Here is a 24,928-nt window from a genome sequence, read left to right as displayed (position 1 = left end):
GTGAAACACCATGCAGATCATGCCAACCGGCAGCGTTGCCGTCGTCACCGGAGCAAGCAGGGGCATCGGCCGTGCCATCGCCGTGGGCCTTGCTGAATTCGGCTATGACGTCGCCATCCTCGACCTCGGCGCGCAGCGCGCCGCCCTTGACGAAACGGCTGCGGAAATCCGCGCCGCCGGCCGCAAGGCCTTCGTGCATGAACTCGATGTGACCTCGAAGGCCGAGATCGAGGCGACGGTCGCGTCGATCCTCGCGGAAGCCGGCGGCATCGACGTTCTCGTCAACAATGCCGGGATCCTCAAGCTGTCGACGCTGGAAGATCTCAGCGAAAAGGACTGGGACGCGCATTTCGACGTCAACGCCAAGGGCGTGCTTCTGATGTGCCAGGCGGTGCTGCCGCAGATGCGCGTGAAGAAGAGCGGCCGCATCATCAACATCGCCTCGATTGCCGGCCGGCAGGGCGTGGCGATGCAGGGCCACTATGCCGCGACGAAATCGACCGTCATCACGCTGACACGCGTTCTCGCGCAGGAGGTCGGCATGGACGGCATTACCGTCAACGCCATCTGCCCAGGCATCATCCTCACGGAGATGGGCAGGAACAATCTCGGCAGCGACGAGGCCATCCGCCACTGGGAAACCGTCGCGTCGCTGAAGCGCCTCGGTTATCCCGAGGACATCATTGGCCCGGTGCGATTCTTCGCCTCCAGCCAGTCGGACTTCGTAACCGGCCAGTCGCTGAATGTCTGCGGCGGCATCTACTTCCACTGACGGAGCGCCGCGCGGCAACTCCGCGGCGCCCTCCGGCCTATCTCATCGAGGACTGTCATGCACGCGAACGCCTTGAAATTCCTTATCGACGGACGCTGGCTCGAGCCGATCGGCACTGGCCGGCATACGCTAATCAACCCTGCCACCGAGGAGCCGGTCTGCGAGATTGCGATGGGTGGCGCAAAGGATGTCGATCGCGCCGTGGCGGCCGCCAAGGCGGCTTTCCCATCCTATTCGATGACGACGCCGGCAGAGCGTCGACGTCTGCTCCAGCGGCTTCTCGAACTGTACAACGAGAACTATGACGAGATCGCTGCCATGATGACGGAGGAGATGGGCACGACAGCCAGATTCTCGCACGCCGCCCAGGCCTGGGTGGGCCGCGCCCATCTCGAAACCATCATCGCGGTGCTGGAGACCTATCCGTTCGAGGAACTGCGCGGAGATGTTCTGATCTCGCGCGAGGCCGTCGGTGTTTGCGGGCTGATCACGCCGTGGAACTGGCCGATGAACCAGCTCGTGGTGAAGGTCGTGCCGGCGCTCGCTGCAGGCTGCACGATGGTCGTAAAGCCCAGCGAATATTCGCCGCTCAGCTCCATCCGCTTCAGCGAGTTGGTGAACGAGGCCGGCTTTCCGCCGGGTGTTTACAACTATATCAACGGCGAGGGCCACGTTGTGGGCGAGGCGATGTCGCGCCATCCGGATATCGACATGATGTCGATCACGGGCTCGACCCGCGCTGGCGTCGCCGTCGCCAAAGCCTCCGCCGACACGATCAAACGTGTGCATCAGGAGCTTGGCGGCAAGTCGGCCAATATCATCCTGGCGGATGCCGATTTCGAAGAGGCCATAGTTCGCGGCGTGCATGGCTGCTACACGAATTGCGGTCAGGCTTGCAAGGCACCCACCCGCATGCTTGTGCCGCATGAAAGGATGGACGAAGCCGCCCGTATCGCCGCCCGCACAGCCAATGCGATCCGCGTCGGCTCGCCCACCGATCCCGCCTCCGAACAGGGGCCGGTGGTCAACCGCCAGCAATATGAACGTATTCAGGCGCTCATCGAAAGCGGAATTGCCGAAGGCGCCCGCCTTGTTGCGGGTGGCCCTGGCCGTCCGCAGGGCCTCAACCGCGGCTACTATGTGCGCCCGACCGTCTTCGCCCATGTGATGCCCGACATGACGATCGCACGCGAGGAGATTTTCGGCCCCGTCCTGTCGATCCTTGGCTATTCGGACGAGAGCGATGCGGTGCGCATTGCCAACGACACGATCTATGGTCTCGCCGGCTACATCCAGACGAAGGACAATGCCGCCGCACGCCGGATTGCAAGGCAGCTGCGTGTTGGCATGGTCTATATCAACGAGGCCGACTGGGAAGCCGCATCGCCCTTCGGCGGCTTCAAGCAATCCGGCAACGGCCGCGAACACGGTGAGTTCGGTCTCGCAGATTTCCTCGAGATAAAGGCCACCGGAGGGTATCGTGCGCTCGACAAAGCATCCTAACGGCGAGGCTGATGCCGCTCTTCGATAGTACCGCTTCTTTGGAGCGTTAAAACAAATGCGCCCAGTACATTTGTCGGTGAGAAAGATCTGAACCCTTCAAACTGGGCCGTTTTTGGTTAGAGTTTTCCGGCCTCATTCAGGGAGGTGGGCTGGTTGAGCCTCCTGATTTCATAAGTGAGATCGGCACTTTATTGCCGACCGCACCATTGTGCAGCTTATCGAAAAAGCACCCGCTAAGGGCGTTGACTACTGAGGTTGGTCGTGGTTGCCCACAGAAGCCTCACACTCTCCCTTCGCGTGTTTGGGGAACACAAGGCTCGGCGGCGCAAGGTCTGGCGTATCGCCTGAAATCACGGCTTCCACATAGGCGAGCGTGTTCTGGAGGCCGCTCATCGTGTACGGCTTCTCGAGAGCTCCTATGGCTCCGACAAGGTCATCTGGAATGCGCTTCAGGTTACCGGATACGAAGATAAAAGGAATGCCTGTCTTGGCAAGGTGGCGGCCGATATCGATACCCGTCGGGCCGTCGAGCAGCTGAACGTCCACGAAAGCGAACTCGGGCCGTTCCTTTTCTATGAGCTCGAACGCGGTCTTGCCCGCTGCCGCCTGCCCGATGACTTTGTGGCCGGCGGCCTCGATCTCGCTTTCGAGTTCCAGTGCCAGTAGGGCCTCATCCTCGACAATTAGCACGCGCATTTCCTATTCCTTCCGTTCGTCGACAAGGAGCGTTACGCTGACATTGGTCTGCCGACCTTTGACGGTTCTTTCAATTTTTGCCCCAAGCTGCTTGAGCGATGTGTTCAGCATCAACTGGCTGAATGCCTGTTCCTCGCGGTCCATGTCGACTGGCGTAACAGTGTCGGCGACCCGGATCAGGAAATGCCCGTTGAGACGACGGACCTCCAGATGTATATGGCCCCCGCCTTCGCCAAGTCCGCGGCGGACGGCGTCCCCAACGAGTTCGTTGACCACAAGGGCGATGGGCGAGGCCTTTGCAGCAGGAACGATGACCTCCTTGAGATCGGTCGTGACCTTTATGTCCGCGCGCTTGAGTGAGCCGACCATGTCAAGGACAAGCTCATTCGCAAAGTCAGCCACGTCAAAATGGCCGACGTCATCGTCGTTCAGTAGCTTTCTCTGCACTGTACTAAGCGCTTCTACGCGGTTGAGGACGGAGCGCAGTGTCTTCCTCACGGTGTCGTCCTCCGAAATACGCGCCTGAAGCTTGACGATGGATGCAATAGTCAGAAGATTATTCTTTACGCGATGGTCGACCTCGTGGACGAGTACAGTCTTCGCACCCAGCGCGTGCTCCAGGTCGGCCGTCCGCCTCTGGACCTCCTCTTCGGCGAGATGCCGAGCGGCGGCCAGCTCGGCTTCCTTACTCTTGATGTTCGTGAAATCAAGCTGGGAGGCGAAGAAATAGATAATCTCCCCCTCGCGGTTGCGCACCGGGCTGACGAAAAGGGCGTTCCAGAAGGTCGAGCCGTCCTTGCGGTGATTGAGGATATCGATGGAGATGTCTTCACCGGCGGCGATAGCCGCTCGGATACGGTCAACAGCGGCGCGGTCGGTCTCGGGACCCTGAAGCACGCGGCAGTTCCGACCAAGGAGCTCGTCGGCGGAGTATCCTGTGAGCTCGGAGAAAGCCTTATTCAGAAAGATTATAGGATTGTCGGCCTGTCGTGGATCAGTGATGATCATCGGCATGCGGGTCGCCTTGAAGGCGGCCGCGAACGGGTCTTCGGACGCATGTTCCGCAAGAAGCCTGTCACCTGCGTTACGCGCATCAATGTATTGCTCGGTCTCGCTCATAAGCCATTCGCTCGCATTTGGCATCCCAATGAGGTGATAGCGGATATAGTTCCGAAGATACGCTGTGTCCGGACGGATGAGATAAGCTCTGGGCGGATGACGTCAATACCTGACCGAGCGACGACGGCACGACATTCCATAGCCCCGCGTCGCATCCCAAACGCCAACTGCAAGGGGCATCGGATAGCTTTCAATCATGGTTGCGAATACTTGCAAGTCCCCAGGCCGAAAACCATGTATGGGCGAGCATGGCCACGACGCACTACTGTAGCCACAAATCCAGGCCGAAGAGGGGCACCGAGCGAGATTGCCCAGTCCGGTTTCGTGTAGACGCGCTCAAGGGTCCGCAATAAACGTTTGAAAAACCGATCGAAAGCGCCAGAATGAACATCGCGAGTAACAAAAAATCCACAGATGGTTTCCGCGAGGCGCTTACATCCGGTGGCCCTTTCTTGGCAATGGTCAACGCGACAAGAACCCCGATGGTCGTCACAAATCCTCGGCTTCCCGACAATCCCATCGTCTACGCCAACGCGGCCTTCATGGCGATGAGCGGTTACTCCGAGAACGAGATTGTCGGCAAGAACTGCCGCTTCCTGCAAGGGAAAGGGACCGATCCTTCGGCCGTGGAACGACTGGGAACGGCGATCGCCGCCAACGAAGAAATCGAAGTCGACCTCCTAAACTACCGCAAAGACGGAAGCAGCTTCTGGAACAGGCTTCTGGTCTCGCCTGTGATCGAAAACGAGACCGTAATTTTTTTCGTGGCGTCTCAGCAGGACGTGACCCTGGAACTCGAAGACCTCGTCACGATAGAGCGGCGCAAGGCCGACCTGGAAGCCGAAGTCGCGGACCGTACCGCGGAGCTGGATGCCAGCGAGCAAAGCCTTCGTCTGGCACTCAAAGCCGGGAAGCTAGGAACATGGACTATCGACCTGTTGACTGGGGAACTCAGCGCCTCGGCCGAATGCAAATCGATTTGCGGGCGGGCACCGGACGAAGGCCTCACGCTCGATGATCTGCGGGCATCTATTCACGACGACGATCGCGTCCTGCAGGTCGAGGCAATCGACGAGGCTATCGAAAACAAATCTCTGCTCGAGGCCGAGTATCGGTTGGTCACGCCTGCGGGTGACCTCAGGTGGGTGCAGATACGCGGCCAGGCCAAATACGCCGTAGACGGCACACCACTGTCCATCACAGGCGTCACCCAGGACATCACCGCAAGACGTCAGGAACAAGGTCATCGCGCTCTTTTGGCTCGTGAGCTGAACCACCGTCTGAAGAATACGCTAGCGTCGCTTCAGTCGATCGTGTCGCAGACGATCAAGCGGTCCAGGTCGCTGGATGAGGTCGATACAACACTGACGGCGAGGATACATGCGATGGTGATTGCCAACGATCTCCTTGTAACCGAGGACTTCGGCAACGCCTCCCTTAGAACACTCGTAATGCGGACGCTGGCACCCTTCGGCGTCGATGATGCCCTGAGGTTCGCGGTGGTCGGCGAAGAGATCGAGCTTCCGTCGAACGTCGTGCCCGCTTACTCACTTGCCTTGCACGAACTCGCGACGAACGCAACCAAGTACGGGGCGTTGTCGAACGACAGTGGCTTGGTGGAAGTCGAGTGGACCACCGACGTCACACCCTCAGGAAAAGAGCTGACCCTCAAGTGGCGTGAGAAGCAAGGTCCCACCGTCACGCCGCCGACGAAAACCAGTTTCGGAACGCAATTGATAAAGCGCCTTCTTGTAAGCGAGGCAGGTGGTGTCGCTGATATTTCATATGATCCGAGTGGGCTGTTGTTCGTGGCGAAAGTTCCGATGAACTGATCTCCACAACGAGATCGGTCCACCTGCGGCAATCGCCGGTGCGATAAGGCTATCCCAGTGCTCACGCGATGCATGCGACTTTTGCACGGTGAGCCCGCAAACGATTAGCGCGCAGGCTAGATGTTGCGGCGGACATGCGCAGAATTTTTTGCGGCCCCGTGTGTTAACTATCGACTCGAGCGTTTGTAGCTGCGCTGGGCACACCAACGGCTTGCGAGCTAGGCTTCGAAAGCTCCTGAACGGACAAGGGCTTCCACCGATTGTACTGTACTGCTGACCGCCAAACGATGACGAATACACCGAAGATGCTTCTCGATCGGACGCTGCGACAGGCCCAGCAGCAGAACCACATCGGCGTGCCGGCGGCCCGAGGCGATCAATCGGATGCGGGCACCGACAGCTGCGGTCAAAGGCAACTGCATCGGAGCGAGACAGACGGAGGCCGCCTTGGAGCGTCGCGGTCGCGATCAGCGAGACCGCGAGGCGCGTTTTTATGCTGCTGTCTATCGTAGTACCCCGAAGCTCATTGAACAAGCGAGGCACGCATGACCAAAGATCGGTATCTGTAATCCCTTTGTGCCAGGGCCAGTCGGACGTGTGACCACACGATAGATTTTCCGCTCCCCTTTGCATCTCTTGATCCAAAACAAAGGCATTTCGATTTCCAACACATGCGGTTGACCGGCCAGCGGGCCATGTAGGTTTCTGGTGTGACAGGATCCTCATTCCCGAACACCGGATCGCCATTCGCGAACCAGTTGCCCCCAGCCCACAATATCTCCTCAACGAGCTCGTCGCCAAATGGAGGCGCGGTGTAGAACGAAACGCCTATAATCGAGCGGGTGGGCAAAAGCGCGGACGGCTTGGTAACGTCCGCAATGTCATCACTGTGCTCAATCGTAGCGACTGCTAAGGTAACCTGCGCCAATGCCGATCCGCCCGTGGTCAACCCGTCGTCACGACCCAAGACGTGTCTTGGCCGCCAGCTTTCGAAGATTGTTTGCTGCGAACGGGCTCGACCCAATAATCACCTTGGATCCAGATGGGTAGACTTGTCGGGATCGGTGTTGGCGATCGTCAAGCCCAACGCTTTCTGCCTCTCCCCGAAATGCCAAGTCAGATGGCCCTGCATATAGCCGATCTCAGGCGTCATGGGGGTATCCCATGCAACGCTCCAGAAGAGCTTCTTTTCCTTCGAGTGTACCGATAACGGCATCGGCGATGCGGTTGTTCTTGCGGATCGGAGTGTTCGTCATGACCTCCAGAATAGAGATCACGGCACTGGTCATCGGTAGCTGCATGTCGGCCGCGCTGGCCAACCTCTCCATGAAGGCCAACCCGTAGGGCATGTCTTCGATCAGATAGCGGTGGTTCAGAGCGCGGGGTCCCAGTGTTTTCGATCCATCCTCGCTGATCTGGCGGACCATGGCCGAAAGCACGTTGTCCTCGACAGGATATGACTGGGCGTAGTGGCGACGGAGCGACCGTGGCTTCGATCCGACTGCCGAAGCGAGGGCCAGCCGTTCTGCATCGAGGGCTTCCGCGAGCCGGATACCGCTCTCGGTGAAGTTTTCGAAAAGCTTCCAGGTCTCGGATTTGTCTATTCGGCTGAAGTTGATCAACAACTGGCCCGCATGGGCGATCGGATTGATATTGGAAAGATTGATGTCGAGCACCGAGCGGGCAGCGTCGAATTCGATGCCGAAAAGGTCGCGACACAGCACAAGCGACTGCGGCGTGTCGGCTGCCGGAAGGGATGCGATGTCGAACCGCTTGCGGGTGAAGGGAATATGCAGCGTGCCGTCCGGCTGGAAACTTGCCGCCAGCAGTGTCGTGCCCCACGCGGTGATGACCGGTTGCACGCCCGACGTCCGAGCCATGTCATGGAGCCAGAGAGGAGCCAGCGAAAGCGAGCCGCTAACGATAACGTTGTGTAGGGACGTCAGATGTCCGGCAAGGGCTGGCATGACGTCGGAATAAGCCGTCGCCGGAAGCGCAATCACGACGACGTCAAACTCCCGGATGCGCGAGAGGCTGTCGAGTGCCTCGATCTCGAACACGTCGGAAAAGATGCCGCTTGTCTGGAGGCGAACCATGCCGGAATGGAGGCGTGGCGAGCTGGCCAGAGATCGCGACCAGATACCCACCGAATGACCTCTTCGGGTGAGATATGCTGCCATGGCGTTGCCGATCGCGCCTGCTCCGATGATTGCGACTTTATGCACTTGAATGACCTTGTTCATTGTATCCGCAGGACTGCCGTCGGCGCCCGACTACTGGAAAATGAGTTGATATGCGGCGTTCTCGAATTGCCGGGGCGCTCGAGGACTTGCCGCGTCCCTGGCGCGGGACGCGGTATGATCCGTGGACAGCCGGAGATTCCGAGCGCCTTGTGGCTCAGTTCGGCCCTGCCGAAGCCTTACGGCGTTTCAGGAGCGGCACCACTAGGATCAGGAGGATCAGTGCGATCAGCACCATCGAGACAGGCGACGAGGCAAGCGCCAGTGGCTCTCCGCCAGAGATGGTCAGCGCCAGCGACAACTGCACTTCGGCGATTGGCCCGAGGATCATGCCGAGGATGATCGGTGCACTCGGATATCCAAGACGCTCGACGACACAGGCTATCAGCCCGACCACGACCATGACCTGCAGGTCAAAGATCGAATTGTTGACCGAGTAGACGCCGATCGTCACGAAAAGCAGGATCAGCGGCGCGAGCAGGACTTCCGGCAGGCGGAGAGCCTGTCCGAATATCTTGGTCGCCGTCAGTCCTCCCAGCAGGCCGACCAGCAGGCCCGACAGCAGCATCTGCAGCATGAAGCCGTAGACGATGTCGGCATGCTCGTCGAAAAGCTGTGGTCCGGGACGCAGACCATGGACGAGAAGTCCGCCCAGGATAACAGCCGCAACGCCCGAGCCTGGAATGCCGAGGGACAGAGCCGGTATAAGCGAGGCAGCATTGTCCGCACCATTGCCGCATTCGGAGGCCGCCACGCCCTCCGGGTTGCCCTTTCCGTAGCTGTCCGGATCCTTGGACTGCTGCTTGGCGTCGTTGTAGGCGAGGTAGGAAGACATCGATCCGCCGGCGCCCGGCAGGATGCCGATGATAATGCCGATGACGGAAGAGCGCAGCCAGATGGGGAGGAAGCGCTTCCAGTCCCTCAACGGCGATTTCTGCCGACGAAGGTTGAGGAGTTCCGCCGGCATACCTTCCTGACGGGCATTCTCGATCATCTGGATCACGGGCGGTATGGCGAACAATGCGGTGAGCAGCACGACAAGGTCTAGCCCATCCGAAAGTTCGAGGCGATCAAAAGTGTAGCGTTCGACGCCGGTGGCCATGTCCATGCCAACGGTCCCGAGGATGAGACCCATGCAGGCGGCGATCAGTCCTTTGAGCAGATCTTCGCCCAGCAACGATGCCACCGTGGCAAGCCCGAGGATTGCCAGCCAGAAGAATTCCGAGGGGCCGAACATCAGGCTGATTTTGACCAGTGTCGGCGCTAGCGTGATGAGCGACAATGCGGAGAAGACGGAACCGATGACGCCTGAGACGACGGCGACCTGGATCGCGTAGCCGGCCTTGCCCTGACGGGTCATGGCATGCCCATCCATCACGGTCGCGACGGAGGCTGCCGTGCCCGGAACACGCATGAGGATTGCCGGAATGGCCGCGCCGTAGCTGCCGCCGTTGTACATGCCGGCCATCATTCCCAGCGCGAAAAGCGGGTCCATGCCGAAAGTCAGGGGGATGAGAACTGCCATTCCGGTCATGACGGAGAGACCGGGCAGGGCGCCGACGATGATGCCGGCCATCGTGCCGAGTATCACGGCCAAAAGGTTTGCCGGAGCAAAGGCACCCGGAAGGGCTTGAAGAATTGCGTCAATCATCTGAGCACCGCCAGCAGTGGGTCGAGCAGGTCGCGTGGTATCGGTCGCTGAAGCGCGACGACGAAGACCAGCACGATGAAGGCGAGGGTCGCAGTCACGACGAGCGCCGAGTGCCGCATGTTTCGGTAACCAAGCGCATAGGGCACGGCGATGCCCAGGACCAGGCTCGGGATGAGATAGCCGATATAGGAGACGGCCGCGATGTAGAGGAGTACGGCCGCGGCTCCAAGATAGACGCGCCCGGGGCGCTCGAACAGAGGCTGTTCATCATCCGGATTGTGTTGGCGCAAGGTTCGGACCAGCATGAGATGTCCGCCGATGCCGAGCAGAATGGAAAGCGTGCGCGGATACGATCCGGTTACACCGGGATAGTCGGCTGCCTGCAGGAAGAGGAAGCCTGCGGCCGCCACGAGGGCAACCGCAAAGCCAAGTTCCGCATGGCGCCGCGAAACGGATCTCAGTGCCACGGAGTCACCTTCCAGGTTTCAACGAGGTCGCCTTCCATTTTCGCGAGCAGCTTGTCGTAGTCCGCTGCATTCAGAAAGGCGAGGGGGATCTCGGCCTTTTTGGCAGCTTCCTGATAGGCGGGGTCTTCCATCGCAGCTTGCATCGCATTCTGCAGCTTCTCGATGATATCAGCCGGGACGCCGGCCGGAGCCGCGAGGCCGCGCGAGGCCGTTACGACCAGATCGTAGCCCTGTTCGGCAAATGTCTGCGCATCAGGCAGGTAAGGAGAGCGTTCGGAAGACATGACGCCAAGCAACCGCAGATCGCCGCTGCGTATCAGCTGGGTGATTTCGGAGAGGTTCATCGTGGCTGCGGGAATATGGCCGCCGAGAATAGCCTGGCGGACAGAGGCAGTGTCGCCGAAAAACGCCGGCGTGAAGCTAGCCTTGGCGATGCGGTTGAAGCTGAGAAGGCCGATATGCTCGGAGGAACCGGCCGCGCCGGATGTGCCGATGACCACGGCGCCCTTGGCGGCTTGCGATGCCTTCACGAGTTCTTCGAGCGTCTGGTACTTGCTATCCTTGCGGACGACAAGAACGCCCGGGTCGAGAACGATGTTGCCGATGAGCTGGAAGTCGTCGAGGTCGTACTTCGCATTTCCCGCAATCGTCTGTGCGACGAAATTCGGCGGGGTGACCATGCCGATGGTGTAGCCGTCCGGCTTGGACTTGGCGAGGTTGGTCCAGCCGATGACACCACCTGCGCCGGGCGTGTTGATCACCGCAATCGACGTGCCCTTGCCGAGATGCTTTTCCATGAAGATGGCGATGGAGCGCGCCGCGACGTCCGTGCCGCCACCCGGACCGAAAGGAACGATAAGTTCGATCGGCTTGGCCGGGTATTCCTGTGCGAAGGCAGACGTGCCGATGGCGAGGCCGAGTGCGATGCCCGCGGCGAGCTTGAGAAGTTTCATTATCCTGTCCAGTTCCCTTTTGTTGGTTTTGAGCCGTATCCCTGCCTCAGGTTATACCCAGCCACGTTTTCCGCTTTGGCAATGGCACGGAAACATGTCTTCCAATCGAAACTGGAGTATGAGACAGGAATCCGATGCTTCTTGGAAAGGAGGCATGGCCCGAAGGAGGGTTATTTGCATACGTTATGTGGCAGTATCGGTAACATCAAAGTCCAAAAAACGACAAAGGTATTCCCTGAGGTTATGGCATGAGGCGCCCTATCCAGTTGCGGCAGATCGAGGCCTTCAAGGCTGTTGTCGAATCCGGCACGGTCAGCCAGGCGGCGAATGTCATGCATGTCACCCAGCCGGCCGTCAGCAAGCTTCTTGCGCATCTGGAGGAAGACACCGAGCTTGAATTGTTCGAGCGCGTTCGTGGCCGACTCGTGCCCTCCGCGGCTGGCATGAAACTCTATCGTCACATCGACCGCATCTTCGCCAGTATAAAGCAGGTCGAGCACGCCGTGGATCTGATAAAGCGCGAAGAGCAGGAACGTATCGTGGTGGGTGTTCTGCCGGCGCTGTCCGGCATGTTCATCAGCAATGCCACAAGGCGCTTTCTGGCGAGCAATGAAGAGGCGCATGTTTCGCTGATCGGCCGGGCATCGCAGTTCGTCATCGAGTGGCTGCTGTCCAATCAGCTGGATGTCGGCATCGTCAACGGTGGCGTTGATCACCCGCTCATTGAAGCGCTGCCGCTGGGGCCGGGACATCTCGCCTGCATTCTGCCCCGCGACCACCCGCTTGCGTCGAAGGACCAGATCATGGCAGGTGATCTCGACGGCACGCCATTCATTCGCTTCTCGAATGAAAACCGCATACGCCAGAAGATCGAGCAGGTTTTGCTACAGCAGGGCGTGAGGCCCCGTTTCGTGCTGGAGGCGACATTGGCGACAACAGTTTGCGAGCTGGTTGCCGACGGCCTGGGCGTCACTGTAATGGATCCGCTTCTTGCCTATGGACAGAAACAGCGTTTGGATATCCGGCCATTCGTGCCGATCATCAGGTCGGATCTCAGGATATGCAGACTGCAGAATGCGCACACGTCCTCTCTGACCGACAGCTTCGTCCGGGCAGTCCAGTATACGGCCAAGGACATGTTCGGAGGTGCCGATAAACAAGGATAGCCGGGCATGCCGGGCTATACTGTCAGATTTACGTTCAGGCGAGGTCGGATCGACCGCCGAAGCCAAAGCCCGGGACATGTTGATCAACTCGATGCCGAAGGGCGCAGGCTATGCTGCGGTACAGTTTATGTCGCTGCTGAAGGATATCATTTTGGATGTTCAGCGCGATTAGCCATTGGAAGATCTGCGGGTCGTGAGCTCGTATCTGTTCAAGCCCTTCCCAACTTACTTTCAAAGCAGAGGCTATGATTACGTAATTCCAAACATGACCAAAGCAGAGATCGTCCATACGCAAATGCCAACGACGACTGCGACCGGAGCCGGAAAAACGGCAATACCTAGGTAGCACGTCGTGACGAACGCGACGTAGGCGGGAAGTGTCTTCGCACTCGCGAGGCATGTTTCCCGGAACGCGTTGATGTCGTTCTTTGCGCCGATTATCATCAGCGAAATGAAGCCGAAAAGCGGGAATAGCGGCAGGATGCCCGGCAGCGTATTGCCGCGTTTGGCCGCCAGCGCGATGACCGCAGTCATCGCACCGCCAAGCAGGCTTTTCAAGAGAATATCCACGTTACGGGTCCGACGGCTCTGCGACGAGAAAGGCGAAGTCGCATCCCTGTTCGGCCTGGAGGACCTCCTGGCCGTAGAGGCGGGCGTAGCCGCGTTTGGGGAGAGGAGGGGCTTGTCCCGGCGTACGCCGGGCAAGCACGGCTGCATCGACGAGTAGATCGACGCGGCGCTCCTTGACGGAAAGCCTTATGCGATCTCCCGTCCGCACCAGCCCGAGAGGGCCGCCTGAGGCGGCGTCGGGGCTGACATGCAGGACGATGGTGCCATAGGCCGTGCCGCTCATGCGCGCGTCGGAGATTCGCAGCATGTCCTTCACGCCCTTGCGCGCCAGTTTTGTCGGGATCGGCAGATAGCCGGCCTCCGGCATGCAGGATGCGCTCTTTGGTCCGGCATTCTGGAGCACCATGATGTCATCCTCGCTAATGTCGAGATCGGGATCATCGACGCGGGCTGCCATATCCTCAAGGCTTGTGAAGACCACGGCACGGCCCTCGTATTCGAACAGACGCGGATCTGCGGCCGCGCGCTTCAGGATCGCCCCGTTCGGTGCGAGCGAGCCGTAAAGTGCGACAAGGCCACCCTCGGGCTGCAGCGGCGCCGAGACGGAGTGGATGATCTTGCGGTCGACATAGGGCTGCGGCGCATCGAGGCGTTCGCCCAAGGTCTCGCCCGAAACCGTCATGCAGTCGAGATGCAGCAGATCTTTCAGTTCCCGCATGACGGCACCAATCCCGCCTGCCGCATGAAGGTCCTCCATGTAATAGCTGCCGGTGGGCTTGAGATCCACGAGGACCGGAGTCGTGTCGGAGAGTTTGTTGAGCCGTTGCAGGTCGATCTTGATCCCGGCGCGCCCGGCAATAGCTGTCAGATGAATGATCGCATTGGTCGACCCGCCGATGGCGAGCAGAACGCGGAGGGCGTTCTCGATGGACTTTTCGGTGATGATTCGATTCGGGGTCAGCTTGTCGCGGGCAAGCCGCATGGCGGCGACGCCGCTTGCCTCGGCAGCGCGCAGCCGATCCGCATGTACGGCCGGGATCGCGGCCGTGCCCGGCAGCATGATGCCAAGGGCTTCCGCAATCGCCGCCATCGTGCTGGCCGTTCCCATCACCGCGCAGGTGCCCGCGGTCGTCGACAGGCTTCCCTCGACTTCCTGAATGCTTTCGCTGTCGAGCTCGCCGGCGCGATATTTCGCCCAGAAGCGCCGACAATCCGTGCAGGCGCCAAGACGTTCACCACGCCAACGACCAGTCATCATCGGTCCGGTGACGAGCTGAATGGCTGGAATATTTGCCGAGACGGCTCCCATCAGCTGTGCCGGAACCGTCTTGTCGCAGCCACCGATCAGGACGACGGCATCCATCGGCTGGCCTTTCAGCATCTCCTCGGTGTCCATGGACATGAGATTGCGAAAGAACAGGCTTGTCGGCTTCAGGAAGACCTCGCCGAGCGAGACTGTGGGGAACTCGAGGGGTAGGCCGCCGGCTGCGATGACCCCGCGCTTGACGGCGGCAATCAGCTCGGGAACCAGGCGGTGACAGTTGTTGAATTCGCTGTAGGTTCCCGCAATACCCACGACGGGGCGCGCGAGCATCTCCGTGGAATATCCCATTGATCGCGCGAACGACATCCTTAGATAACGTGCGAAATCGAAGTCGCCGTAATTGGTGAGGCCGCGCGAAATCCCGACCGGCTCTTGCTTGTCCGTCATAAAATGCTCCGGAAATGTTGTTGGTGAGAAAGACCGGCGAGCTAGCCGACGATCTTTCCGAAGGCCCGCAGATAGGCCATTTTCGATGCGGGAAGATGTTGCCGGCACAATGCCACCAGTGCGTCGCCATCCCCGCGCTCCAGCGCGGCGATCATCAGGTGATGTTCGTTTCGAGCCTTGTTACGCTCTGCCTTGTCAGCAAGCACGAGGAAACGAATTCCGTGCGCACGCTGCGAATAGGTCTCTATCGCGCTGGCGAGATAGTGGTTGCGGCACAGCCCGAAAAGCTTGCGATGAAATTCGTGATTGTGCCGGAAGACCCCGACCAGATCGTCTGCATCGACCGCCGCGTCGTGCTGTGCCTGGATCGTCTTGAGTGCGTTAATATGCGTCTCCTCGACCGGAAAAACGATCTGCGCTGCAGCAGTGGATTCCAGCAGTTCGCGAACGGCATAAAGCTGCTCGACGTCGGAGGCCGAGAACGCCCGTACCATTGCACCGCGATTGGGAAAACGCTCGATCAAGCCCATCTTGTCGAGTTCCGCCAGCGCGAGCCGCAAGGAATGGCGCGAGACGGAAAACCGTTCGGAAAGCTCTTCCTCGATGAGACGCTCGCGCGGATGAAGCCGGCCGAGAACAATATCTTCCTCGAGAGCCATCACGACTGCAGCGACAGGGTCCTGGCGTGCGGCTTTTGCCTCGGGTTCGCCGCCCAGCGGTTCCTTCATGTCTTTCTGGACTCTCACGTTTTCTCCCCCGTTCATTGCCGCATTCATCCTTATCTGAAACCGACCATACATACAGGCGACAACATTGTCGACAAAAATGTTGTTTATTTTGTTGACGCCGAAATGACGTTGGTGCTATCGGTGAGGTCATAAGCAAACGGCAATCCAGTTTCAGGCTCGGAAAATGCCGCGGGAACTTGAAAAGCGAGGATTTGTCATGTGCTCCGAATGTCTGGTTACCGAGGCGATTAAGGACAAGATTGCGGCCCATGGGGCGGCGTTTCGCAAGGCGACAGCGAGCCCCTTCGGCGCGGAAGACGAGATCGGAATGCTCAATCTCGTCACTGGAGAGACCCGCAAGGCGATCATGGATCGTGCGGATCCAACGCGGATGTACGACCTGTCGGTCGATAATTTTATCGGCATGCCGGGATGGTTCGGTGCCGAGGATCAGCCCTATCAGATCTGGATGACACACACGCCGCGCGGCGAAAAGATCGATGACATGATGAATGTCGGCCCGGCGGCCAATGACCTCGTCTCCTATTCCGGTGACGCGATCTCGATGTACACCCACACGGGAACGCACATCGACGCCTTCAATCACTTCGGTTACGACGGCAAGATCTTCAACGGTTTCTCGGTGGATGATCACCTTGGCAGCCGCGCCTGGCGCAAGGCCGGCGCGGACAAGCATCCGCCGATCATCGCGCGCGGCATCATGCTCGACGTCGCCGCCCTGCATGGCGTGGACGTGCTTCCGCCAAGCTACGGCATCGGCGAGGCTGACCTGCGCGGATGTCTAAAACATCAGGGTATCAAGTTGATGGTTGGCGACGTCGTCCTTATCCGCACGGGCCGCATGCGGCTTTGGCCGGATCGGTCGACGTATCTACCCAATCCTCCGGGCCTCAATCGTGAAGGCGCAGAGTTCCTGGCCAAGGCGGGTGCGATCGTCATCGGCGCGGACAATCATTGCCTCGAGCAGGCGCCGTCGGCGGATCCGGAAAACTGGCAGGTCGTGCACACCTATCTTCTGGCCGAGGCAGGTGTTCCGATCCTCGAGATCGTGAATCTTGAAGAACTTGCCGAAGACGGCGTGCATGAATTCGCCTTCTTCGGTGCCTGCATCAAGCTGCGCGGGGCAACCGGCGCGCCGATGCGCCCCGTGGCGATGCGACTCAAGAAGTAAGCTTTTTTCCTCACGGCTTTCATGAGGGTGCGCATGATGTCATGCGTGCCGGCGACGGAGTATGCCATGGCGGCAAGAACCCATTTTATCACAGGCGCTGCCGGGTTGGTCGGGCAGGCGGTGGCTGAAAAGCTCGTCACGCGCGGCGACCGCGTCATCGCCATCGACAAGAGTTCGGCCGTTTTTCCCTTCGGCAATGTCATCACCTGCGATCTCAAGGATATCCATCGCCTTTATGCTTTGGCCGGAGATGTCGATCTGGATTCAGTCATCCATTGTGGCGCCTATTCCGGCCCGATGGTTGCGCGTGACAACCCCTACGACCTGGTAGCTGTCAACGTCATGGGAACGGCGAATGTGCTGGAACTGGCACGGATTTTTAGGGCGCGCCGTTTCATCAACTGTTCGTCCGTCAGCGTTTACGGCTCGACCGCGCAGGGGCCTGTAAAGGAGGATGTGCATCTCGCACCCTCGACGGTTTATGGCGCGACCAAGCTTGCAGCCGAAGCGCTGGTGACGGCATTTGCCCGCGAACATGGTGTAGATGCTGTATCGTTCCGTCTTTCGTGGGTCTATGGACCGAACCGCAGCACACCCTGTCTGCTCGGGCGGATGCTGCGGGATGCCCTGTCGGGCAAAGCAACGGAACTTCCCTGGGGAAGCGACTTTTACCGTCAGTACATCCACGCGGACGATGCCGCCGACGGCCTGATTGCAGGCCTCGACGCAAAGTCGCTCTCGATGCGCGTTTTCAACCTGACGGGCGCGAACTACCAGACGCTGGGAGAGACGGCAGCTCTCGTCCAGCAGGTCCTGCCGCAGGCGCAGATCTCCCTGGGCGAGGGGCCTGATCCGGGTGACGACACCCAGCACGAGTTCGACATTTCGGCGGCAACCGAAGAACTGGGTTATCGGCCTTCCGTTTCCCTTGAGCAGGGAATTCGCCGTTTCGTCGCTGCAATCAATCATGAAAACGGCAATTCTGAAGGAGTTTGAGCGATGCTGGATGTTTTCAGCCTTGAGGGGCGCACGGCCCTGGTGACCGGCGGCAGCCGCGGGATCGGAGCCGGCATCGTGAAGCTCTTTCTCGAAGCCGGTGCGCGTGTCGCATTCTGCCATTACCACGACGGGGCCGAGGCCGAGCGTCTGGCCTATGGCTTGGAAGGCGCGGGACACGCCGTCGATTTCATCGAATGCGACGTCGGCGACGCTGCGGACGTTGAAAGGCTTCGCGATTTCGCCGTTGAGAAACTCGGCCACGTCGATATCATTGTCAATGCTGCCGGTATCAGCGGCGACCGGCCGTTTGCCGAGGTCAAGGTCGAGGATTTCGATCGCATGATCGACGTTAACCTGCGCGGCACCTTCATCGTTACCCAGGCGTTTTTCCAGCAGATGGTCGAGCGTGGCCACGGGCGCGTCATCAATTTCGCCTCGCAACTGGCCTATAAGGGTGCCCCTGCCATGGCGCATTACTGTGCGTCCAAGGGTGGTGTCGTCGGGTTCACCCGGGCGCTCGCCTATGATGGGGCTCCGTTTGGCGTGACTGTCAACGCGATCGCGCCTGGGCCGATCGAAACCGCGCAGCTTGCCGGCATGACGGAAGACTGGCGGGCGATGAAACATGCGGAACTTCCGATTCGACGTTTCGGCACAGTCGAGGAAATTGCCCCGACGGCGCTGCTTCTCGCCTCGAAGGCGGGCTCCTATTTCGTTGGCCAGACGCTGTCGCCGAATGGCGGCGACGTGATGCTTTAGCCCACGGCTTTCCGGAACGAGGCGGTCATGTTTACCACGCGCTTGCATTTTACCGATGATGCCAGACGCAGGATCGTGCGGGGCGCCACGCAGGTCGCCCGGCTTGTCGAGTTGACGCTGGGACCGGCCGCACGAACCGTGCTCATCGAAAGGGCACCCGCCGGACCACTCGTCGGTTCCAGCGGTCATGATGTGGCACTTTATGTCGAGCTCGTCTGTCCGGTCGAACAGATTGGTGCGCAGGCCATGCGCAACGTGGCCTGGGAGATGAGCGATCGGTGGGGCGACGGCACGGCGACGGTGGTTTGTCTCGCCGCAGCCCTGCTGCAGGCACTCGACCAGGCAGAGAAGAGCGGACATGACCGGCGCGCCCTCGCGGCAGCGCTCGACGCCGAGGTCGCCGAAATCGTTGCGGCGCTGACCCGGTCCGCGACACCGATCTTGGAGGAGGACGATCTCCGCCATGTCATCGAAACCGCAGCGGGAGGTACTGACCTGTCGCCGCTTCTTCTTGAAGCAGCGCTGCGTGCAGGGCCGCAAGGCTATATCGATATCGTGCCGGCGGCCGAAACCGATGCGCTCGAGGTTGTGCAAGGCCTTGCCTTTGATGGCGGCTGGTTGAGCCCGAACTTCACCGCTTCCGGTGCGGGGCGGATCGTTCTTGAAAATGCCTGTGTGGTGACATTCGACGGTGCCGTTCAGTCGATCGACGAGATCGGGCCTATGCTGGATGTCTTCGTTCGCATGGATCAAACTCTGCTTTTCGTCGCGACGTCATTTTCCGACGAGGCGAGAGAAAGACTTGGCTCGCTGGTTCGAAGGACCGGAGCGAAGATCGCCGCGATGCGCGCGCCGGGAGAGGGGGACTGGCGACGTTTTCATCTCGGCGATATCGCCGCTGCGACCGGCGCTACGGTCTTCGGCGACGAGGGGGGATACTCGTTGCGGACCGTTCGGCCGGAACTGGTCGGTCGCGCGACAAAAGTGGAACTGACGGCGACGGACAGCCGCTTCGATGGGGGCGCCGGCGGTCTGCCTGAACTGGATTTTCGCAAGGCGCAGATCCGCGGCGATATCGCCCGCTCGCGCTACCTATCCCTCGATCGCGAGCGGCACGAAAAGCGCCTTGCCCGGCTCTCCGCCGGTATCGTGACGCTCTCGCTCGGTGGGCGCACGGAGCCGGAAAGGGTACTGCGCATCGGATCGGCGCAGCGGGCTGTGCAGACGATCAAGGCTGCCCGCCAGTCCGGTACGATAGCCGGAGGCGGCGTCGGGCTGCGGGATGCCGGCCGGGCTCTTGGAAACAGAAGCATCACGGGGCGTGCGTTCGAGGCGCCTTTCCGCGTGCTTTCGGCAAATGGCGCCACGCAAGTGACGGTGTCGCCGCGCGACCCCTGCAATCTGGTGGTCGATGTGGTGCGGCGCGCCGCGGCAACTGCGGCATCCCTCGTGAGTACGGATGTGGCGATCACGCACCCGCGTCGGCTTGCGAGCTGACACGCGGGAAAAATTAAGAAGGTAATCTGATGTCAAAGAAAGATACCATGGCCGAGACGCTGCATTCCCCGCGGGCGAATATGCTCGAGGTGCTCGGTGCGACGCTCTATTACGGCAGCGTCAAGGCCCTGGACAACGTGTCAGTTGTGGCGGGTGAGGGCGAGTTCCTGACGATCCTAGGCGAAAGCGGCTCTGGGAAAACGACACTCCTGAAGATCATATCGGGGCTGGAGCAGCCTTCCGAGGCGCAGGCGTTGCGTATCGGAGGTCAGGACGTTCGTGCGCTCGGTGCTTCCGATCGCAACTGTACCACCGTGTTCCAGCACTATGCCCTGTTTCCGCATATGTCGGTTCGCGAAAACGTCGAGTACGGCCTTAAGGTCCGTGGAATCTCGCGGGACGCTCGCAAGAAGCAGGCGATGGACGCGCTTGAAATGGTGCGCCTAGCCCATAAGTCGGAACGCCGGATCACCCAGCTAAGCGGCGGTGAGCGCCAGCGCATCGCTCTTGCCCGCGCCTTCGTCACCAAGCCGGCCATTCTGTTGCTCGACGAACCACTTGGCGCGCTGGACGAGAAGCTTCGGGTGGACATGCAGGAAGAGCTCATCGCTATCCAGCGCAATCTCGGCATCACGTTCGTCTACATCACGCACAGTCAGGAAGAGGCGCTGACTATGAGCGATCGCATCCTGTTGATGCGCAACGGCAGAATTGCTCAGGAGGGTGCGCCGACCGATCTGTTCGACCGGCCCAACAGCAGCTTCACGGCCCGTTTCATGGGCGTGGACAATGTTTTCGAAGGCGTAATCACTGCTGTCGATGGCTCCTCGGTCTCCTTGTTCGTGGGGGGACACGTGCTCACGGGGCAATGGTCAGGAACATCGGTGCCTGTTGCCGGCCAGAAAGCTGTTCTCGGCGTTCGAGCCGAGAGGGTCAGGCTCGATCCGCAGGATGGACTGGAAAACGTGCTGGACGCAACGCTCCAGAACTCCGTCTACAAGGGCAAATATCTCGACATCGCATTCGAAACTTCGGTTGGTCCGGTCCGTGCCCGGCTGTGGGATTCCGAACAGCCGCCGGCCGGCGTCCGGCGGATCGGCTGGGCGAAGTCGGCCTGCACGGTAATGGACCCGTGACACGGCGCGAAGCATCAATTTACGCATCACGATAACCAAAAAAGGAGAGCAGCATGTCAGTTCATCAGCAGCATACCGGCGGAGACATCAGTCGCCGCTGCTTCCTCAAATCCACGGCCGCCGTCGGTGTCGCGATCGCAGCAGGTGGCGCCTTCAAATCGGCTGCGTTTGCGCAGGACGAGGTCCTCTTGAAGGCCTATGGCGTCACGACCGCGCAAATGAGCGATCCTTCGCTTCTGACCAAGGCAACCGGCGTCAAGCTCGAATTCACGGGCACGGATGCCGACATCGGCGTCTTCATGCGCGATGTGATGGCAAACAATATCGGCGAGACGCATGACATTCTCATCTTCGACAACGGCACGCAGAATATTCTCGGCCCCAACGGCTTCTATGCCGAGATAGACACCACCGACCCGCAACTGAACCTCTGGGACCGCACGCCCGATTTTTGGAAGAAGTCCGACATCTCGATGTATGACGGCAAGGTCTATGGTGCGCCGATCCTCGGCAACTGCGATACGTTCGCCTATTTCCCCGAGGTTATCGGCGCCAATCCGAACGGTGAGGACGAAATCCCTTATGCGGTACTCTACGAAGACGACCGCACCCGTGGCCGCGTGGCGCTCGATCGAGTCCTGTCTCAGGCCATGGCCTGCATGGCCAACTTCCTGAAGATCAACGGACGTCTCGAGATCGGCGATCCAGCCAACCTGACGCCCGAGGAAGCCAAGGCGGTCGTCGACTACGCCATCGAACGCAAGCGGGCAGGGCAGTTCCGCACGTTCCACAACTCCTTCGAGGAGCAGGTCCAGCTCATCCAGAACCGCGAAGTCGATGTCCTGGAATGCTGGGAGCCGGCTGTCAAGGAAGCGGAAAAGACGATGGGCGACAAGGCGCCGATCTACGCGTTTGCCGTCGAGGGCGGCAAGAAGTGGGGGCATGGCGCCTATGTTCCTGCCCAGGCCATCGAACGGGGCAACAAGGAGGCCATCTACAAGGTGCTCAACTACTTCCTTGGTGGTGAGTTTCGCGCCATCCAGGCCCGCGATCGCGGCTATGCAGGCCCCAACATGGATCTGGGCGTTGAATACGCCAAGCAGGCAGGCTGGGATCAGGCACAGATCGAGGCGCTTCAGGCGACCGACAAGAAGATCGAGCGCAAGATGTCCAATCCCAATGCCTTTTGGAGCAAGCCGACGGCCGAGAATGCCGACGTGATGGAACAGGAGTGGCAGCGCTTCCTCAGCGCCTGACACGATTACAGAACGATCCCGCCGGTCAGCCGGCGGGATCGGCAGAAAGGAGAGGGACAAGATGACGACGTTCTCGGGTCAAAGGAAACTGGCACTGCCAAAAACGGCCAGCGGCTGGTTCACCCTGGTCTTCCTCAGCGGTTGGGTTGGCATTGTTCTTGTGCCGTTGCTGATCATTTCCGTTTTCAGCTTCTTCTCCATCAAGCAGTACCAGATGGTCTTCGAGCCAACGCTCGCCACCTGGAGCGGTCTCTTCGAATCCGGCCGCTGGGTCGTGGTCGCGCGCACGCTCCAGTTCGCCGTGACGGTGACCATCATCGAGCTTCTGCTGGCCTTTCCGTTTGCGCTCTGGCTGGCAAAGGGGTGCCGGTCGGACCGGGTGAGGGCGCTTATTATCACACTGCTGACGATCCCGTTCTTTCTCGACGCATCCTCCCGCATCATCGTCTGGCGCTCGATCCTCGGCACGAATGGCGTCATCAACACGCTGCTGATGAATGCCGGACTGATCGACCAGCCGATCACGTGGCTTCTCTATTCCGGCTTTGCCGTGCATTTCGGCATGATCGGAAGCTACTATCCGTCTGCTGTATTCCCGATCTTCCTGACGATCTCCCTGATTGATGACGATCTCATCAAGGCGAGCGCCGATCTCGGCGCCAGTGCACGACAGACGCTGTTCAACATCATCCTGCCGCTTGCTATGCCGGGCATCATCGGTGGCGCCATCTTCACCATGGTTCCGTTGATGGCCGCTTGGGTCGAACCGCAGCTGCTGGGCGGCGGCCAGGTCAATCTGCTTGGCCAATCCATCCAGAGCGCGCTTTCCAACCTTAATTATCCGGTTGCCGCCGCCCTTTCGACCATCGTCATCGCAATCCTGATCCTGCTCTTGTCCCTTCTGACACTCAGTCTCAGGGGCAGGATGAACATGGCGTCCATTTTCCAGAATCACGGTCACTGAGGGAGCACGTCCATGTCAACGATCGTCCAGGCCGAGAGCGTTCCCGCCACGCGCATTTCGAGGCGGAACAATCAAGGCAATGCATGGAGCCGGATCGCGAGGTTTTGCGGTTTCTTCGCCCTCGCGTTGATATACATTCCCGTCGTCTGGCTGGGCATCATGTCCGTCAGCGCGGAGCCCCTTTCCGGCCGCCCATATCCGATGACCTTCAACCATTACGAACTGCTGTTTGCCAATACAAACTGGCATGCGCCTTTCCTGAACAGCATCCTGCTCGGCCTGACGGTTTCCGTCGCCTGCATGATCTGCGGCACTTTCGTTGCGCGCTCGATCGTCGCTCTGGCGCGGCCTGGACCGGTTGTTATGATGGCGGTCCTGCCACTCTTCGTGCCGGGACTGACGATAGGGGCGGCGCTTTTCGTTCTGCTGCGCACGGTTCTGGATCTGCGGCTTGGCTTCTGGTCCCTGTTCATCGCGCACATGGTGTGGGCGTTTCCGTTCGCGCTGCTTCTCATCCTGATCGTCATGCTTCGCTTTGATCGCCGGCTGATACAGGCAGCCGAAGATCTTGGCGCCAAGCCCTTCCGGCGATTTGTGGACATCGAGCTGCCGCTGTTGATGCCGGGCGTCTCCGGCGCCGGCATCTTCAGTTTCCTCCTGTCCTTCAACGAGTTGCTGCGCTCTACCTTCCTGCGTGGAACCGAGACCACCATGCCGATCTATAACTGGGCGATGGCATCGGCCCAGCAGTCTCAGGTGCCGATCGTCTTTTCCCTCTCCACCCTCATTCTGCTGGTCACACTTCCAACAATGGCGGCGATCTTCCTCTTTCTGTTCGCGCGCCCGAAAGCCTGACCCGACCCTTTGCCTAGACCCTTGAAAAGGAAATCCTATGACTGAGAGCGCATATGTGGCCGTTGCCCAGGTGCCTGCCGTTCTGGGTGATGTCGCCCAAAATCTTGCGGCCATGAAAGGCTGGATGAAGCAGGCCGCCGAAAAAGGGGCGAAGCTTCTGGTGTTCCCGGAGTGCTACCTCTCCGGCTACATGTTCGGGACCCGCGACGATGCATATGCGAGCGCGATCGAGCAGAACGGGCCAGAAATCGAAGAGATGCGCCTGCTTTGTGCAGAATATGGAATGGAAATCGTCGTCGGCTTCATGGAGCGGGTCGGGCCGAAGCTGTACAATGTGGCGGCGGTCATGGGCCCCAAGGGCGTGATCGGCATCCACCGCAAGCGTCACCTGCCTTTCCTCGGTGGGGACCGTTTCGCGGACGAGCCGGATGGCACCGATATCTCGGTCTTCGACACGGCGGTTGGCAAGGTCGGCGTGGCGATCTGCTATGAAATCCGCTTCCCGGAAATCTCGCGCACGCTTGCACTGGCGGGAGCGGATTTCATTGCGTTGCCGACGAATTGGCCGGTGCAGTCCGTGCTGCTCGCCGACTACTTCACGCGCGTTCGCGCCGCCGAGAATTTCGTGTTCTTCCTGGTTGCCAATCGCGCCGATAGCGAAGGCGATGCCGATTTCCTGGGCAAGAGCCAGATCATCGATCCTCTTGGCAATGTCATGATCAATGCCGGGACGGATGAGGGCATCGTGCTGGCAGCGGCCGACGTCGGTCGAGCACGCAACAAGACAATAGCATTCAAGGCGGGGGAGTTCGAGCTCTCCCCCTGGAAGGACCGCCGGCCGGCGACCTACAGGCTCGACTGA

At 60.0% G+C, this 24,928-nt stretch carries 23 protein-coding genes; 13 read left to right on the top strand and 10 right to left on the bottom strand.

The window, feature by feature from the left end; all coding sequences use genetic code 11:
• Nucleotides 1-19 precede the first annotated feature (19 nt).
• Both MKI86_RS22695 and MKI86_RS22690 read left to right on the top strand, forming a co-directional pair.
• Nucleotides 20-772: an SDR family NAD(P)-dependent oxidoreductase gene (locus MKI86_RS22695; protein ID WP_370880053.1), complete on the top strand. Its 753-nt coding sequence runs from the start codon at nt 20-22 to the stop codon at nt 770-772.
• 57 nt (nt 773-829) lie between these two features.
• On the top strand, nt 830-2,275 hold the full coding sequence (locus MKI86_RS22690; RefSeq protein WP_241605605.1) for an aldehyde dehydrogenase family protein: 1,446 nt from the start codon (nt 830-832) through the stop codon (nt 2,273-2,275).
• A 246-nt stretch (nt 2,276-2,521) separates the two neighbouring features.
• On the opposite strand, the gene MKI86_RS22685 is transcribed toward MKI86_RS22690, so the two are convergent.
• The gene (locus MKI86_RS22685; protein WP_241605603.1) at nt 2,522-2,971 is read right to left on the bottom strand and encodes a response regulator; all 450 of its coding nucleotides are present in this window, start codon (nt 2,969-2,971) and stop codon (nt 2,522-2,524) included.
• Between the two features lie 3 nt (nt 2,972-2,974).
• On the bottom strand, nt 2,975-4,090 hold the full coding sequence (locus tag MKI86_RS22680; RefSeq protein WP_241605601.1) for a PAS domain-containing protein: 1,116 nt from the start codon (nt 4,088-4,090) through the stop codon (nt 2,975-2,977).
• Nucleotides 4,091-4,473: 383 nt separating this feature from the next.
• Between MKI86_RS22680 and MKI86_RS22675 the strand changes: the two genes are divergently transcribed.
• The gene (locus MKI86_RS22675; protein ID WP_241605599.1) at nt 4,474-5,922 is read left to right on the top strand and encodes a PAS domain-containing protein; all 1,449 of its coding nucleotides are present in this window, start codon (nt 4,474-4,476) and stop codon (nt 5,920-5,922) included.
• 1,027 nt (nt 5,923-6,949) lie between these two features.
• On the opposite strand, the gene MKI86_RS23940 is transcribed toward MKI86_RS22675, so the two are convergent.
• The 5 genes from MKI86_RS23940 to MKI86_RS22650 form a co-directional block, all read right to left on the bottom strand.
• The gene (locus MKI86_RS23940) at nt 6,950-7,075 is read right to left on the bottom strand and encodes a hypothetical protein (RefSeq protein ID WP_313666073.1); all 126 of its coding nucleotides are present in this window, start codon (nt 7,073-7,075) and stop codon (nt 6,950-6,952) included.
• Nucleotides 7,065-8,147 carry an NAD/NADP octopine/nopaline dehydrogenase family protein gene (locus tag MKI86_RS22665; protein WP_370880052.1) on the bottom strand — a complete coding sequence of 361 codons (1,083 nt, stop codon included), beginning with the start codon at nt 8,145-8,147 and terminating at the stop codon, nt 7,065-7,067. Before MKI86_RS22665 ends, MKI86_RS23940 begins: the two co-directional genes overlap by 11 nt.
• 172 nt (nt 8,148-8,319) lie before the next feature.
• Nucleotides 8,320-9,813 carry a tripartite tricarboxylate transporter permease gene (locus tag MKI86_RS22660; RefSeq protein ID WP_241605597.1) on the bottom strand — a complete coding sequence of 498 codons (1,494 nt, stop codon included), beginning with the start codon at nt 9,811-9,813 and terminating at the stop codon, nt 8,320-8,322.
• The gene (locus MKI86_RS22655) at nt 9,810-10,280 is read right to left on the bottom strand and encodes a tripartite tricarboxylate transporter TctB family protein (protein WP_241605595.1); all 471 of its coding nucleotides are present in this window, start codon (nt 10,278-10,280) and stop codon (nt 9,810-9,812) included. The genes MKI86_RS22660 and MKI86_RS22655 overlap by 4 nt, the downstream gene beginning before the upstream one ends.
• Complete coding sequence (locus MKI86_RS22650; protein WP_241605593.1) at nt 10,271-11,233, bottom strand: Bug family tripartite tricarboxylate transporter substrate binding protein; 963 nt, start codon at nt 11,231-11,233, stop codon at nt 10,271-10,273. The genes MKI86_RS22655 and MKI86_RS22650 overlap by 10 nt, the downstream gene beginning before the upstream one ends.
• A 266-nt stretch (nt 11,234-11,499) precedes the next feature.
• Here MKI86_RS22650 and MKI86_RS22645 point away from each other — a divergent pair, with 266 nt between their 5' ends.
• Nucleotides 11,500-12,399, top strand: coding sequence for a LysR substrate-binding domain-containing protein (locus MKI86_RS22645; protein WP_241605591.1), 900 nt, complete (start codon nt 11,500-11,502; stop codon nt 12,397-12,399).
• Between the two features lie 249 nt (nt 12,400-12,648).
• Here the strand turns inward: MKI86_RS22645 and MKI86_RS22640 are convergent, their stop codons facing one another.
• The 3 genes from MKI86_RS22640 to MKI86_RS22630 are packed head-to-tail and all read right to left on the bottom strand — an operon-like array spanning nt 12,649 to nt 15,426.
• Nucleotides 12,649-12,969, bottom strand: a complete 321-nt coding sequence (locus MKI86_RS22640; protein WP_241605590.1) for a GlpM family protein — start codon at nt 12,967-12,969, stop codon at nt 12,649-12,651.
• A gap of 1 nt (nt 12,970) precedes the next feature.
• Nucleotides 12,971-14,680, bottom strand: a complete 1,710-nt coding sequence (locus tag MKI86_RS22635) for an IlvD/Edd family dehydratase (protein ID WP_241605587.1) — start codon at nt 14,678-14,680, stop codon at nt 12,971-12,973.
• 41 nt (nt 14,681-14,721) lie between these two features.
• Complete coding sequence (locus tag MKI86_RS22630; RefSeq protein WP_241605585.1) at nt 14,722-15,426, bottom strand: GntR family transcriptional regulator; 705 nt, start codon at nt 15,424-15,426, stop codon at nt 14,722-14,724.
• A 199-nt stretch (nt 15,427-15,625) separates the two neighbouring features.
• On the opposite strand from MKI86_RS22630, the gene MKI86_RS22625 reads away from it, so the two are divergent.
• From MKI86_RS22625 to MKI86_RS22585, 9 genes are all read left to right on the top strand, one after another.
• Complete coding sequence (locus MKI86_RS22625; protein WP_241605584.1) at nt 15,626-16,600, top strand: cyclase family protein; 975 nt, start codon at nt 15,626-15,628, stop codon at nt 16,598-16,600.
• A gap of 66 nt (nt 16,601-16,666) precedes the next feature.
• Nucleotides 16,667-17,596 carry an NAD-dependent epimerase/dehydratase family protein gene (locus MKI86_RS22620; protein WP_241605582.1) on the top strand — a complete coding sequence of 310 codons (930 nt, stop codon included), beginning with the start codon at nt 16,667-16,669 and terminating at the stop codon, nt 17,594-17,596.
• A 3-nt stretch (nt 17,597-17,599) separates the two neighbouring features.
• Entirely contained in the window at nt 17,600-18,358 is a 759-nt protein-coding gene (locus MKI86_RS22615; protein WP_241605580.1) for an SDR family NAD(P)-dependent oxidoreductase, read from the top strand.
• Between the two features lie 27 nt (nt 18,359-18,385).
• The gene (locus MKI86_RS22610; protein WP_241605578.1) at nt 18,386-19,855 is read left to right on the top strand and encodes a TCP-1/cpn60 chaperonin family protein; all 1,470 of its coding nucleotides are present in this window, start codon (nt 18,386-18,388) and stop codon (nt 19,853-19,855) included.
• A 29-nt stretch (nt 19,856-19,884) separates the two neighbouring features.
• The gene (locus tag MKI86_RS22605) at nt 19,885-20,991 is read left to right on the top strand and encodes an ABC transporter ATP-binding protein (protein WP_241605576.1); all 1,107 of its coding nucleotides are present in this window, start codon (nt 19,885-19,887) and stop codon (nt 20,989-20,991) included.
• Between the two features lie 53 nt (nt 20,992-21,044).
• A complete protein-coding gene (locus MKI86_RS22600) occupies nt 21,045-22,247 on the top strand; it encodes a type 2 periplasmic-binding domain-containing protein (protein ID WP_241605574.1) in 1,203 nt (400 codons plus the stop codon).
• A gap of 61 nt (nt 22,248-22,308) precedes the next feature.
• Nucleotides 22,309-23,211: an ABC transporter permease gene (locus MKI86_RS22595; protein WP_241605572.1), complete on the top strand. Its 903-nt coding sequence runs from the start codon at nt 22,309-22,311 to the stop codon at nt 23,209-23,211.
• Between the two features lie 12 nt (nt 23,212-23,223).
• Nucleotides 23,224-24,066 carry an ABC transporter permease gene (locus tag MKI86_RS22590; RefSeq protein WP_241605570.1) on the top strand — a complete coding sequence of 281 codons (843 nt, stop codon included), beginning with the start codon at nt 23,224-23,226 and terminating at the stop codon, nt 24,064-24,066.
• A 37-nt stretch (nt 24,067-24,103) separates the two neighbouring features.
• Nucleotides 24,104-24,928 (top strand): carbon-nitrogen hydrolase family protein, encoded by an 825-nt coding sequence (locus MKI86_RS22585; protein ID WP_241605568.1) that lies wholly within the window; start codon nt 24,104-24,106, stop codon nt 24,926-24,928.

This window comes from Shinella sedimenti (assembly GCF_022601905.1).
GTDB lineage: Bacteria > Pseudomonadota > Alphaproteobacteria > Rhizobiales > Rhizobiaceae > Shinella > Shinella sedimenti.
This window is presented reverse-complemented; position numbering and strand designations above follow the sequence as displayed.